12 protein-coding genes and 1 riboswitch are annotated in these 13,150 nt (G+C 74.2%); of the genes, 4 read left to right on the forward strand and 8 right to left on the reverse strand.

The genetic code is table 11. The annotated features are described in order from the left end of the window. Positions 1-187: 187 nt before the first annotated feature. A complete protein-coding gene (locus tag EAD89_RS27250; protein ID WP_121677715.1) occupies positions 188-1,219 on the reverse strand; it encodes an ABC transporter substrate-binding protein in 1,032 nt (343 codons plus the stop codon). Positions 1,220-1,489: 270 nt separating this feature from the next. Between EAD89_RS27250 and EAD89_RS27255 the strand changes: the two genes are divergently transcribed. The 4 genes from EAD89_RS27255 (at position 1,490) to EAD89_RS27270 (ending at position 6,867) form a co-directional block, all read left to right on the forward strand. Continuing rightward, positions 1,490-2,275 (forward strand): ABC transporter ATP-binding protein, encoded by a 786-nt coding sequence (locus tag EAD89_RS27255; RefSeq protein WP_121652503.1) that lies wholly within the window; start codon positions 1,490-1,492, stop codon positions 2,273-2,275. A 2-nt stretch (positions 2,276-2,277) separates the two neighbouring features. Continuing rightward, positions 2,278-3,228: an LLM class F420-dependent oxidoreductase gene (locus EAD89_RS27260; RefSeq protein WP_121677716.1), complete on the forward strand. Its 951-nt coding sequence runs from the start codon at positions 2,278-2,280 to the stop codon at positions 3,226-3,228. Continuing rightward, positions 3,225-3,533, forward strand: coding sequence for a cupin (locus tag EAD89_RS27265; RefSeq protein WP_121677717.1), 309 nt, complete (start codon positions 3,225-3,227; stop codon positions 3,531-3,533). The genes EAD89_RS27260 and EAD89_RS27265 overlap by 4 nt, the downstream gene beginning before the upstream one ends. A gap of 76 nt (positions 3,534-3,609) precedes the next feature. Then, positions 3,610-6,867 carry a hypothetical protein gene (locus EAD89_RS27270; protein WP_147458883.1) on the forward strand — a complete coding sequence of 1,086 codons (3,258 nt, stop codon included), beginning with the start codon at positions 3,610-3,612 and terminating at the stop codon, positions 6,865-6,867. Between the two features lie 60 nt (positions 6,868-6,927). Here EAD89_RS27270 and thiC read toward each other — a convergent pair whose 3' ends face one another. The 7 genes from thiC to thiE all read right to left on the reverse strand — a co-directional run bounded on the left by thiC (position 6,928) and on the right by thiE (position 12,876). Next, positions 6,928-8,520, reverse strand: a complete 1,593-nt coding sequence (thiC, locus tag EAD89_RS27275) for a phosphomethylpyrimidine synthase ThiC (protein WP_121677719.1) — start codon at positions 8,518-8,520, stop codon at positions 6,928-6,930. 17 nt (positions 8,521-8,537) lie between these two features. Next, a complete protein-coding gene (gene thiD, locus EAD89_RS27280) occupies positions 8,538-9,323 on the reverse strand; it encodes a bifunctional hydroxymethylpyrimidine kinase/phosphomethylpyrimidine kinase (RefSeq protein ID WP_121677720.1) in 786 nt (261 codons plus the stop codon). Further along, positions 9,320-10,060, reverse strand: a complete 741-nt coding sequence (locus EAD89_RS27285) for a thiamine phosphate synthase (protein ID WP_121677721.1) — start codon at positions 10,058-10,060, stop codon at positions 9,320-9,322. Before EAD89_RS27285 ends, thiD begins: the two co-directional genes overlap by 4 nt. Continuing rightward, entirely contained in the window at positions 10,057-10,836 is a 780-nt protein-coding gene (locus EAD89_RS27290) for a thiazole synthase (RefSeq protein ID WP_121653111.1), read from the reverse strand. Before EAD89_RS27290 ends, EAD89_RS27285 begins: the two co-directional genes overlap by 4 nt. Further along, a complete protein-coding gene (thiS, locus tag EAD89_RS27295; RefSeq protein ID WP_121677722.1) occupies positions 10,833-11,033 on the reverse strand; it encodes a sulfur carrier protein ThiS in 201 nt (66 codons plus the stop codon). The genes EAD89_RS27290 and thiS overlap by 4 nt, the downstream gene beginning before the upstream one ends. Next, positions 11,024-12,253, reverse strand: coding sequence for a glycine oxidase ThiO (gene thiO, locus EAD89_RS27300; RefSeq protein ID WP_233579206.1), 1,230 nt, complete (start codon positions 12,251-12,253; stop codon positions 11,024-11,026). Before thiO ends, thiS begins: the two co-directional genes overlap by 10 nt. Beyond that, positions 12,250-12,876 carry a thiamine phosphate synthase gene (gene thiE / locus EAD89_RS27305; protein ID WP_121677724.1) on the reverse strand — a complete coding sequence of 209 codons (627 nt, stop codon included), beginning with the start codon at positions 12,874-12,876 and terminating at the stop codon, positions 12,250-12,252. Before thiE ends, thiO begins: the two co-directional genes overlap by 4 nt. Beyond that, positions 12,871-12,980: riboswitch (TPP riboswitch) on the reverse strand. It overlaps the preceding gene by 6 nt. Positions 12,981-13,150 lie beyond the last annotated feature (170 nt).

A 13,150-nucleotide genomic window follows, 5' to 3' on the forward strand; every position in this document is an offset into this window, starting at 1 on the left:
GCGCCAGAGATGACCGACGTCCGGGCAGCGGAGCCGGTGGCGCGGGCACCTCCGCCACCGGCTCCGCTGCCCGGACGTCGGTCATCTTGTCCTCCTCGATATGCCACGGCCCCACCTGGGCCGACGAGCGACGGGGGTACGCCCCACCGGAGCCGGCGGGACGTACCCCCAGGTGACGACCGGACGATCAGGCCTTCGGCGCGAGGCTGAAGTCGATGATCTGCTCGGGGGTGATGTTCTGCTTCAGCGCGCCCGCGCCCTGCAGGATCGCGATGCTCTTGGCGACCCGGCCGCTGTCCAGCGTGCCGATGGCGGTGCCGGAGTTGCCGGAACGCACGTACGCGGCCATCAGTTCCAGCTCGGCGGCGGCGGACGCCGTGTTGGTGGCGTCCACGTTCTTCTTCAGGATCTCGGCGGCCTCCTTGGAGTTCGCCAGGCTGTACTCCAGGCCCTTGAGCAGCGCCGCGGTGAACCGCTTCACCATCTCGGGCTTCTCCTTGGCGATCTTCGAGGAGGTGATCAGCACGTTGCCGTAGAGGTCCTGCATCACGTTGCTGTACGGCAGCATGACGGCCTTCTTCTTGGCCACACCCTCGATGGTCGGCTGGCCGACGACGAACTGGCCGATGCCGTCCACCTGGCCGGTGGCCAGCGTGCCGATCAGCGCCTGCGCATCACCGTTGACCCAGGTCACCTTGCTGGCGTCCACGCCGGCGAGCCGGGCGTACGTCGGGAAGAGGTTGCGGACCACGGACCCGGGGGTGTCGGCGAGCTTCTTGCCCTCCAGGTCCTTCGGGGAGGCGATGTTCTTGCCCTCGACGGTGGCGATGGCGGCCATCGTGCGCTGCTGGATCGCGGCCACCGCGACGAAGTCCCTCGCCTGGCCGTTGCCGAGCTGGAGCAGCCCGCCGGTGAGGTCGATCGGCCCGAAGTCGGCCTGGCCGCCGATCACGGTCTGGATCACACCGCCGGTGCCCTGCCCGGCCTTGATCTCGACGTCGAAGCCAGCTTCCTTGAAGAAGCCCTTCTCCTTCGCCACCCAGGCGTAGGAGTCACGGCCGAAGTTGCCGAAGGAGGTGAGGTAGGTCACCTTCTCCAGCGCCGCGCCGTTGCCACCCTTGGCGTCGTCGGACGAGTCCGACCCGCTGCTGCAGGCGGAAACAAGGGCGAGGGCAGTGGCCAGCGCGGCCGTAGCGACCGTACGGGTCAGCCTTCTCATCAGTGCACCATGTCCTTTCCGACCGGGGCCGGCAGGCACCGGAGGGGGTTGTCGCGGCGGAACCGGCGGGAGGGGTGGAAGCCGGGCACCGCCATCGTGAGGGGACTCTTCGCGGGCACAGCGTACGAGAAACCCACCTTTGCGACGCCAGGCGTATCGGGTTGCGGAACGGAAACAACCTGACGACCACCCCGGACGGTGCGATAGGGAGAGAAGCCGGATAGCCTTTGCCGGATTCCTGACCGTCCACTCAGCGGAGGTCCGCCGGAGATGATCCGACTGTCCGGGGTGTCCCGTACCTTCGAAGGCCGGTCCGGCCGGGTGGAAGCGCTGCGGGGCATCGACCTCGACGTCGCCGAGGGCGAGTTCGTCGCCGTGCTCGGCCGCTCCGGCTGCGGCAAGTCCACCCTGCTGCGGCTGGTGGCCGGGCTGCTCCCGCTGACCGCCGGCGAGATCACCGTGGACGGTACGCCGATCACCCGGCCCCGCCGGGACATCGCCATGCTGTTCCAGAAGCCGGCGCTGCTGCCCTGGCGCACCGTCCTGGACAACGTTCTCCTGCCCGCGGAGATCTTCGGCTGGAGCCGCGCGAAGCACCGCGAACGGGCCCGGCAACTGCTCGACGTGGCCGGGCTGGCCGGCTTCGAGAAGCGCCTGCCGCACGAGCTCTCCGGCGGCATGCAGCAGCGCGTGTCGCTGTGCCGATCGCTGATCGGCGACCCCCGGGTGATGCTGATGGACGAGCCGTTCTCCGCGCTCGATGCGCTCACCCGCGAGGAACTCTCCGGCGAACTCCAGCGGGTGCACATGGAGAACAAGCCCACCATCGTCTTCGTCACCCACTCGATCGACGAGGCCGTGCTGCTCGCCGACCGGGTGGTCGTGCTGAGCCCCCGCCCCGGCCGGATCCGCAAGATCGTCGACGTGACCATCCCCCGACCCCGCACCCTGGGCCGCAACGCCCACCTCGCCGACGTCGCACGCGTCAGCGCCGACCTGCACGAGCTGTTGATGGAACGCGACCAGCCGGCCGCGGCCGGCGCGGAAGGACGATGAGCATGCGGGTGTCGGTCTTCACCGAGCCGCACCGGGGCGCCAGCTACGACGATCAGCTCCGGTTCGCCCGGCTGGTCGAGGCCTGCGGCTACGAGGGCTTCCTCCGCGCCGACCACTACCGGTCGATGGGCGACGACCCCGGCCTGCCCGGCCCGACGGACGCCTGGCTGACCCTCGCCGCGCTGGCCCGGGAGACCGAGCGGATCCGACTCGGCACCCTCGTGACGTCGGCCACCTTCCGCCTGCCCGGCCCCCTCGCGGTGCAGGTCGCGCAGGTCGACCAGATGAGCGGCGGCCGGGTCGAGCTGGGCATCGGCGCCGGCTGGTACGAGCGCGAGCACATCGCGTACGGCATTCCGTTCCCCGCCGTCGGAGAACGCTTCGACCGGCTCGCCGAGCAGCTTGAGGTGATCACCGGGCTGTGGCGGACGCCGCCGGGCGAGACGTACAGCTACGCCGGCGACCACTACCGGCTGGTGGACGCGCCGGCCCTGCCCAAGCCGGTGCAGGTGCCCGGCCCGCCGATCATCGTGGGCGGGCGCGGTCCCAAGCGCACCCCCGAACTGGCCGCCCGGTACGCCGACGAGTTCAACATGCCGTTCAAGTCCGTGGCGGAGACCGCCAAGGCGTACGACCGGGTACGCGAGGCGTGCGACCGCAGCGGCCGGACGGAGTCCGGGCGGGCGCCGCTGGTGCTCTCCGCCGGGATCGTGGTGGCCATCGGGCGGACCGACGCCGAGGCGCAGCGACGGGCCGCGCCACTGCACGAGAAGAGCGCGCTGCCTCCGGAGGACCCGGTGGTCGGCTCACCCGCGCAACTCGTGCAGCGGATCGGCGAGTTCGCCGCGGTCGGCGCCACCCGGGTGCACCTGCGCCTGATCGACTTCGCTGATCTGGACCACCTCGAACTGATCGCCGCCGAGGTACTTCCGCAACTGGACGGAGAACGATGACCGACGTGTTCGACGGGACCGAACTCGGGCCGGTGGGCCAGGAGATCGTGTACGAGAACGACCGGGTGCGGGTCTGGCACATCCGACTCGAACCGGGCGAGCGTCAGCCGCTGCACCGGCACGACCACCCCTACCTGGTGGTGGCGGTCGAGGGCGCGAAGAACGTCGTGCAGACGGTCGACGGCACCCTGATCGACGCCGACGAACCCACCGGCGGCGTCGTCTACCGGGACCCGGGAGCGGTGCACATGCTCACCAATGTCGGGGATACGACGTACCTCGCTCGGCTGGTCGAACTCAAGTAGCCGCGCCGGGCGCGCCGGGCGCGCCGCGCGGCGCGCCGGTGGCGATCGGGTGTACCAGGTGCGTAACGTGCCGGACATGGCCTTTCGGACCTGGGGCAGACTGCTGCTCACGGCGCTCGGGGTGAGCGTGCTGGCCGGAGCCGGCCAGCTCGGCGTCGCGTACGGATTCGGCATCGTCCGGCTCACCGGCGCCTTCACCGGCACGACCGTCAATCAGTGGCCGGCCCAGCTCGTCTGGGTGGGCTGGTTCGCCGCAAACGCCGCCGTCGCCGGCGCCGTCCTGACCGGACGCCTGGCCCGCCGGGACGCCGTGCCGGCGAGCACAGGCCGGCAGTTGGCCATCGGCGCCGCGGCCGCGTTCGGCGCCACCGTCGTCGCCCCGCTCTGCATGCAGCCCGCCCGGGCCGCCGAGCTGATCTCCGTCGACCCGGTCTGGGCGGTCGGCATCTGCGCCGTGCTCGGCGCGGTGATCGGAGCCGGGGCGGCGATCGCCGTCCTGGTCCGGCCCGAGCTGGGCTGGAACATGGCGGCGGTGGCGGGTGCGATCTGGGTGCTGGCGCTCGTCTCCGTCCTGCCGTCACTCGGCACCACGGGCCCCCTGCCCACGGTCCGGCTCGGCGTCCTGGAGCCGAGCTGGCTGGACGACGACGCGGCACAGCGCCTGGCGCTGGTCCTGCTGCCCCTCACGGCACTGCTGGCCGGCGCGGCAACCGCCGGGCTGGCCCGCTGGCGGGGCCAGGTCCCACTGATCAGCGGGGCCACCGGGGTGGCCGGCCCGGTGCTGGTGGCGTTCGCCTACCTGACCGCCGGCCCCGGCGACGCGGTGGATCGTTACCAGACCACCCCCTACTACGGCGCGCTGATCGCGATCCTCGCCGGCGCGCTCGGCGCGGCCGCCGCCGCCCTGCTGCGCTGGCCGGTGCGTGCCCGCACCGCCGATCCACTGGCGATCGAACCCACCAACATCCTGCGCCCGTTGCCCGCCGGCCCGGCCCTGCCCGGCAAAGAATCGGCGACCCCGGCGGACGACCGGGACGCCGCCGAACCCGCCGGCGCGGACCTGGCCGGCACCGGCGCCGGGCACGACCTGCGCGCCGCCGACGGCACCGGCGCTGTCCGCACCGTCCCGGCCCACTGGGACTGGCCGGCGGCCTCGGGGACCGGCCAGCACGGTTCGGTGCCCGCCGACCCGACCGGCGCCCCGGTGCCCCGACCGGCCGGTCGCCCCCGCCACCACATCGACGACGCCGGTCACCCCGCGACGAGCGCCGCCCCCGTTGCACGGAGCACGGCCGGGCCGAGCGCAGGCGAGCCGAGCACGGCCAAGCCCGGCACGGGCGGACTGAGTGCCGCCCAGCCGAGCACGGGCGGACTGAGTGCCGCCCAGCCGGGCACGGGCGGACTGAGTGCCGCCGAGCCGAGCACGGGCGGGCCGAGTAGCGGCGGTCCGGCCCAGGACGGGCCGGCCGGCGTCGACCAGCGGGTGGTCGGGTCGACCGAGGCCACCCGACCGGGGCGCGGCACCCGCACGTCCGCCGTCGACGTGGCTGCCCCCGCCGAGCCGACCCGGGCGGCCACCACCGACCTCACCGGCCCGAGTGCCTCCTCCCGGGCGGGCCGGACCGTGGTCGACCCCGCCGTTGCGACGGGCGAACCTGGCGGCGACGGCTCGACCAGCACCGCGGCGACGTCCACGACCGGCACCGCCCTGCCGACCGGCACGGCCCCGCCGACCGGCGAAGGCCCGGCGAACAACGGCCCGACCGACGACGGCACGACCAGCGCGAGCACGGAGACGGCCACGGCGAGCGCGACCAGGACGAGCGCGAACACGACCAGCGCGAGCGCGAGCCCGGCGAGCAAGAGCACCGGCACGGCCACAACCGGCACGGCCGGCGGGGAGACGACCAGCGAGAGCGCGGACGCGGCTGGCAACGGCGCCGCCGACGCACCGCCGCCCAAGCCGCGCCGGACCCGCAAGCCGAAGTCCGCCCCGGCGGCCCCGACCTCGGACGTGGCCGACGGTACGACGCCGTCCGACCTGGAGGCCGTGGCCGACCCGGCCCGGTCCACCACCGCTGGCCGCGCCAGGAAGACCACCCGGCCGGCCAAGGCCACCGACGGCACCGGGTCCGGTGCGGACACCGACAGGCCCCGCCCCGGCACGGACGCACCGGGCACCGAGCCCGGTCGGGGAGCCGGGACACCCGAGGCGACCCCGGCCGCAAACACCGCCCCGGCGGCACGTTCCGCCGCCATCGACCCGACGGCAAGCCCCGCCACCGCCGACCCGGCGGCACGGTCCGCCACCGCCGACCCGACGGCAAGCCCGGCCACCGCCGCCGCGGCGGCACGGTCCGCCACCGCCGACTCGACGGCAAGCCCGGCCACCGCGGCCCCGGCGGCACGTTCCGCCGCCACCACCGGCCGGGCGGCGGCCGAGCCGGCCGCCGGTTCCGCAGCCGCCGTCGTGCCGCGGACCGACCAGGCCACCGACACCGAGCGGTCCGCGACCGCGGCGGGTTCCTCCGGGCCGCTGTTCGGGGTGGCGGCAGCCGCCGGCCCGGAGCCGGATCGCTGGACCCCGGCCGCGCCGGCCTGGCCGGTCACCCCGGCATGGACCGCGCCCGCACAGGCCGGCGCCCCGGAACCGGCCGCATCGGACGGTCCGGAGGAGCCGGCCGGGCGGACGCCGCGCCCCCGGCACCGAGCACCCCTGCCGGACCTGAGCAAGGCCAGCACCTGGGACGCCTTCGCCACCGCCCGCCGCGAGGGGGCGGCAGACCCGTTGTCGACGGGCGCCACCTCACCGGCGTCGACCGGCTCGCCCGCGGCCGGCGACCCGGCATCTCCCACCGGATCGTCGAGCCCGACCGGCCCGGCAACACCCGCCGGCCCGCGCAGCGCGTCCGACCGGGCGGCCTCCCGATGGCGACGGTCTGCCCGCACACCGGACGTGGCCGCCGAGGCTGTGCCGTCCGACCCGGCGGGACAAGCCACCCCGACCTCGGTCGCTCCGCCGGAGCAGACCGGCGTTGGCACCGAGGCTGGCGGTCCGGCGAGCGCCGACGCCCGACCGGCCACACCGGCTGCCGGGAACGACGCCGAGCAGTCCTCCCGCCGGGGACGGCTCGGCGGGCTGTTCCGCCGCAACCGGTCCCGCGCCGAAGAGGAGAGCGAGCCCGTGCCGGATGCGACCGAGCCGCTACCGGCACAGGACGAGGAGTTCGTCGACTGGGTCGCGGGCCTGGGCAAGCCGGTGGCGGACAACGAGCCGGAGCAGGAGAACGGCCGCCGCTCGCTGCGCTCCACCGGGCGACACCACCGCGACTGACCCCGCAGCCCCGCGCTGGCTCGCCCCGTGTGTGGGGCGGGCCAGCGCAGGGCAGGCGGATCAGGCCAGCGGCAGGTAGACCTTTCCGCCGCCGGAGACGAACTCCGCCGACTTGTCCTTCATGCCACGGGCCGCGTACTCCTTGAGCTCCTGGGTGATCTTCATGGAGCAGAACTTCGGGCCGCACATCGAGCAGAAGTGCGCCGTCTTCGCCGGCTCGGCGGGCAGCGTGGCGTCGTGGTACGAGCGCGCCGTCTCCGGGTCCAGAGACAGGTTGAACTGGTCCTCCCAGCGGAACTCGAACCGCGCCTTGGACAGCGCGTCGTCCCACGCCTGCGCGCCGGGGTGCCCCTTGGCCAGATCCGCCGCGTGGGCCGCGATCTTGTACGCGATCACGCCCGCCTTGACGTCGTCGCGGTCCGGCAGGCCGAGGTGCTCCTTCGGGGTGACGTAGCAGAGCATCGCGGTGCCGAACATGCCGATCATCGCGGCGCCGATCGCCGAGGTGATGTGGTCGTACGCGGGCGCGATGTCGGTGGTCAGCGGGCCGAGCGTGTAGAAGGGCGCCTCGTGGCACCACTCCTGCTGGAGGTCCACGTTCTCCTTGATCTTGTGCATCGGCACGTGACCCGGGCCCTCGATCATCACCTGGACGTCGTGCTCCCAGGCGACCTTCGTCAGCTCGCCGAGGGTGCGCAGCTCGGCGAACTGCGCCTCGTCGTTGGCGTCGGCGATCGAGCCGGGGCGCAGCCCGTCGCCGAGGGAGAACGTCACGTCGTACTTCGCGAGCAGCGAACACAGCTCAGCGAAGTTGGTGTAGAGGAAGTTCTCCTCGTGGTGCGCCAGGCACCAGGCCGCCATGATCGAGCCACCTCGGGAGACGATCCCGGTCACCCGGTCCACCGCCAGCGGCACGTACGGCAGCAGCACCCCGGCGTGCACCGTCATGTAGTCCACGCCCTGCTCGGCCTGCTCGATCACGGTGTCCCGGAACACCTCCCAGCTCAGCTTCACCGGGTCGCCGCCGACCTTCTCCAGCGCCTGGTAGATCGGCACCGTGCCGATCGGCACCGGCGAGTTCCGCACGATGGCCTCGCGGGTCTCGTGGATCCGCTTGCCGGTGGACAGGTCCATCACCGTGTCCGCACCCCACCGGGTGGCCCAGGTCAGCTTCTCCACCTCCTCGGCGACGGACGAGCTAACCGCCGAGGTGCCGATGTTGGCGTTCACCTTGACCAGGAACGCCTTGCCGATGATCGCCGGCTCGCACTCCGAGTGGTTGACGTTGAGCGGCAGCACCGCCCGGCCGGCGGCGATCTCGGCCCGGACGAGCTCCGGGTCGACGTTCTCGCGGATCGCCACGAACTCCATCTCCGGCGTCACCACACCGGCCCGCGCGTACGCGAGCTGGGTCGGCCGTCGCCCGTCCACCCCGGCCAACGGCGTACCCGCGCCCCGCACCGGGGCGACGTCACCCCGCTCGGCGATCCACGGCCCGCGCAGCGGCGGCAACCCCACCTCCGGGTCGGAACCGGGGCCGGACGTGTCGTAGAGCCGCACCGGAGGATGGTCGCCGGTCAGCGCCACCTCGGCGAACGGCACCCGGACATCCGGCCGCGAACCCTCGACGTACACCTTGCCTCGTGCCTGCATGACAGTCTCCCTGGTGATCAAGCGGACCAGCCGAAGTGATCCAGCGGCCCGCGGCCCGCGCCCAGTTCCCAACTCCGCGCCCCGGTCAGAGCGCGGAGCACGTACTCCTTGGCGACCCCGACCGCCGCCGGCACCGGATCGCCCAACGCCAGCCGCACGGCGACCGCCGCCGAGAACGAACACCCGGTGCCGTGGGTGTGCCGGGTGTCCACCCGAGGTGCCCGCAACACGGTGCTGCCGCCGTCTCCGTGCAGGACGTCGACCGCCTCGACCCCGTCCAGGTCGCCGCCGGTGACCACCACGTACTCCGGGCCGCCGGCCGCGAGGGCCTCGGCGGCCGCGACCATCCCGGCCACGTCGTCCACCGGGCGCCCGGTGATGGCGGCGGCCTCCGCGCAGTTCGGCGTCGCCACCCGGGCGTACGGCAGGAGCCGCTCGACCGCGCTCACCACGCCGAGCCGGTGGCCGCTGGTGGCGACGAGCACCGGGTCGACGACGAGCTGGGGCAAACGGCCGTCCCGGGCGGCCTCGGCCACGGCGTCGGCGACGGCCGGATTGCCGAGCATCCCGGTCTTGACCGCGCAGACCGTGAAGTCGGCGAGCACGCTGTCCAGCTGTTCGGTGACCGTGCGCGGGGGCAACGGCAGGACGGCGTCGACGCCCCGGGTGTTCTGCGCGGTGATCGCGGTGAGGACGCTGGTGCCGTACGCGCCGAGCGCCGCGAAAACCTTCAGATCGGCCTGGATGCCGGCGCCGCCGCCGGAGTCGGAGCCGGCGATGGTGAGGATTGTGCGCGGGGTCATGTCTCCTCGTTGGTCGCTCTTGAGGGCTGCGGCCGACCGTGCCCACTCCGGGCGGTCAGGCTTGATCCCTGCGTGGGCACGGTCGGCCGCAGCCCCCGTCGTGGGGACCTGGGTGCCTCCGCGCGGGCTTGGAGAAGCTCCGGGGTGACCGCCTTTGCATAAGCGCTGGTCAGGGTGGCGGCTGTTTCGGCGGGGTCTTGGGCTCGCATCAGTGCGCCCAGTACGGCTATGCCGGCGGCTCCCGCTTGGATGCAGGCGGTTACGTGTTCTGGGGTTTCCACTCCGCCTAGGGCCAGCAGCGGCACGGGGCTGGCCTCGACCAGCTTCCGCAGGCCGTCCGGTCCTAGGGGCGGGCCGTAACCGGGCTTCGTCTTCGTGGGCCAGACCGGGGAGACGGTTGCGTAGTGCTCGGTGGTGAGGCGGTGCAGCTCGGACTGGTTGTGGCAGGAGCGGCCGACGAGCCGGTGGGTCGGTGGCGGGTAGGGGCCGGCGGCGGGCAGGTGCACGGCGTCGCCGTCGAGCGGGTCGGGGCCCGCCACGATCAGGGTTCCGCCGACGTCGGCAAGGATCGCGCGCAGGCCGGCGGCGAGGGCGGCGCGCTCGGCGCGGGGCAGGTCCTTCTCCCGCAGCACCACCCACCGCACTCCCCCGGCGACGGCGCCCGCCACCACCAGGTCGAGCCCGCCGCGCGCGACGAGCCGATCGGTCAGCAGGACGACACCGGACGGCGGGGTCACAGGTCGGGTCGCCCCTCGTCGGGGGTGGACGGCAGGGCGTGGAAGCGGCGGGCGATCCGGCCGGCGCCGGCGGCCAACCGGCCGGCCTCGACCGCGTACCGCATCGCCGTCGCCATCGCCACCGGATCGGCGGCCCGGGTGACCGCGCTGGCCAGCAGCACCGCGTCGCAGCCCAGCTCCATCGCCAGCGCCGCGTCGGACGCGGTGCCGATGCCGGCGTCCAGGATCACCGGTACGTCCACGCCCTGCCGGATCAGCCGGATGTGGTGCGGGTTGCCGATGCCGAGCCCCGAGCCGATCGGCGCGCCGGCCGGCATCACCGCGGCGCAGCCCACGTCGGCCAGCCGGCGGGCGAGCACCGGATCGTCGCTGGTGTACGGCAGCACGGTGAACCCGTCGGCGACAAGTTCCTCGGCGGCGCGGAGCAGCTCGACCCCGTCGGGCAGCAGGGTCCGCTCGTCACCGATCACCTCCAGCTTGATCCAGTCGGTGTCGAACGCGTCCCTGGCCAGCCGGGCCACCTTCACCGCCTCGGTCGCGGTGTGGCAGCCGGCGGTGTTCGGCAGCAGCCGCACCCCGCACCGGTCGAGCAGCTCCAGCAGCCCACCGGCGGAGCCCGGAGCGGTGTCCACCCGGCGCAGCGCCAGAGTGACCAGCTCGGTGCCGGACGCCCGGATCGCCTGCTCCAGCACGTGCAGGTTCGCGGCGCCACCGGTGCCGAGGATCAGCCGCGAGGTGAAGGTCGCCCCGCCCAGCTCGAACGGCATGCCCCTCACCCGCCCTGCGCGGCGGTGAGCACCTCGACCCGGTCACCGTCGCGCAGCACCGTCGTCGACCAACCGGCCCGGGGCACCACCTCGCCGTTGACCGCGACCGCCACCCCGCGCTGCTGCGGGGCGACCTCGCTGACCAGGTCGGCCACCGACGCGCCACCCAGGACGCTGCGTCCGCTTCCGTTCACCGTCAACTCCACCGGTCCTCCTCCGTCGTCCGATCAGGTCCGCCGACCTCGGCAGCACCAGGCCCGGCGCCGCGCCCAGCCGACCCGCGGGTACCGGGACCGGCCGCGTTGCCGGATTCCGGGCCGGCAGCGACGAACCGGCCGGGATGAAAGGGCGTGAGCAGCGGATCGGCCACGCCGCTGGTGACCAGGTCGGCGATCAGGTCCGCGGTGACCGGGGTGAGCACGATGCCGTGCCGGTGGTGCCCGGTGGCGGCCAGCACGTCCGGCCGCCCGGGGATCGGCCCGAGGATCGGCGCGTTGTCCGGGGTGCCCGGGCGCAGCCCGGCGACCGTCTCGACCAGGTCGTACTCGGCCAGCTCGGGGAGCAGGTCGACGCCGGCACGGAGCAGGCGCAGCACCGCGCCGGCGGTGACCGTGGTGTCCGACCGCTCCTCGACCGTCGCGCCGAGCACCACCTCGCCGTCGGCGCGGGGCACCAGATAGACCTGCTCGCCGTCGGCGTACCCGCGGATCACGTGCCGGAAGCCCGGCGTGGCGCCGCCGGGCGCGCGCAGCCGGAGGATCTGGCCCTTCACCGGCCGCACGGGCAGGCCGGTGAGGGCGGCGGCGCCGCAGCCGGCGGCGACCACGGTGACCCGGGCGTCCACCTCGGACAGAGCACGGACCGCCTGCGGGACGGGCACCGCGCCGGCCCGCTGCGCGGCCGTGCGCAGCGCCGGCACCAGCAACCGCGGGTCGACCTGGTGGTCGGTGGGCGCGAGCGCCCCGCCGCGCACCCGGGGCGCGAGCGCCGGCTCGCGGTCGCGCAGCTCGGTGGGGCGCAACGGGGTGACCGGCAGGCCCAATCCCTGCTGGTACGCCCAGAGCCGACGCGCCTCGGCCAGGTCGTCGCCGGTCGACCCGACGATCAGGGTGCCCTCGGTCCGGTAGCCCAGCTCGGCGCCGCTCGCCTCGGTCAGCTCGTCGGCGAACGCCGGCCAGCGGGCGGCGGACGCCAGCAGCAACCCGGTCAGCTCCCGCTCACCGAAGTACGCCTCGGCCACCGGGGAGAGCATGCCGGCGGCCACCGCCGACGCCCCCGAGCCGGGGGCTGGATCGTGCACCACCACCCGGAGCCCACGGGCGGCGCACCGCCAGGCGATCGCCAACCCGATCGGTCCCGCCCCCACCACCGCGACGTCCGGCCGGGCCCGGTCGTCGAACGGGGTCGACGGGGACCGGCCGGTCAGCACGTCAGGGCTCCGAGCAGCTCGGCGGTGGCCCGGGCCGGGTCGACGGCGGTGGAGACCGCTCCGACCACGGCCACCCCGTACGCCCCGGCGGCTCGCAGCGCCGGCACGCGGGCGGCGGTCACCCCACCGATCGCGATGACCGGAACGTCGACCGCGCCGGTGACCGCGCGTACCCCCTCCGGGCCGATCGGGTCCGGCAACCCGGACTTGGTGCTGGTGGCGTGGCACGGCCCGACGCCCAGGTAGCTGGCCCCCGCGGCGACGGCCTCGATCGCCGTTCCCGGGGCCCGGGCGGTGGCCCCCAGCACGCCGGTGGGGCCGAGCGCCCGGCGGGCGGCGGCGACCGGCAGGTCGTCGGCCCCGACGTGCCCGCCGGCGGCGCCCACCGCCAGCGCCACGTGCAGCCGGTCGTTGACCAGGCAGGTCGCCCCGTACGCGGCGCAGAGCGCGAGCACCCGGCGGGCCAGGTCGTAGGCCTCGCGGTCGGTGGCGGAGTCCTCGACCCGGACCTGCACCACCAGGTCGGCGCGGGCCGCGGTGAGGGCGGCCCGGACCACGGTGAGCGGGTCCCGCCCGGGTCGGGTGTCGGTGATCAGATGCAGTCGCCCAAGGGACGGCATGGCAACGCTCCTCCCTGCGCCGGCATTACCCGGATCAGGTTCGACGGTCGGGGGCTGTCAGCCCCCCTCTCAGCCCGGTACACCGGGCTCCCGTGGGTTACTTGCGTGTCACCGTACGACAGATCCGTCGGGCTGCCAAGGCGGGGTCGGCGGGCCGCGACGGACCGGATTCGCTGGGCGCTTCATACGGTCCTGTTCGGAATGTCGCCCACCGTTGCAGAACCGTTACCCGTCGACATCTTGCCGGACATTGATCCAACCGAATTAATTTGTT

This window comes from Micromonospora sp. BL4, from assembly GCF_003667505.1.
Classification (GTDB): domain Bacteria; phylum Actinomycetota; class Actinomycetes; order Mycobacteriales; family Micromonosporaceae; genus Micromonospora.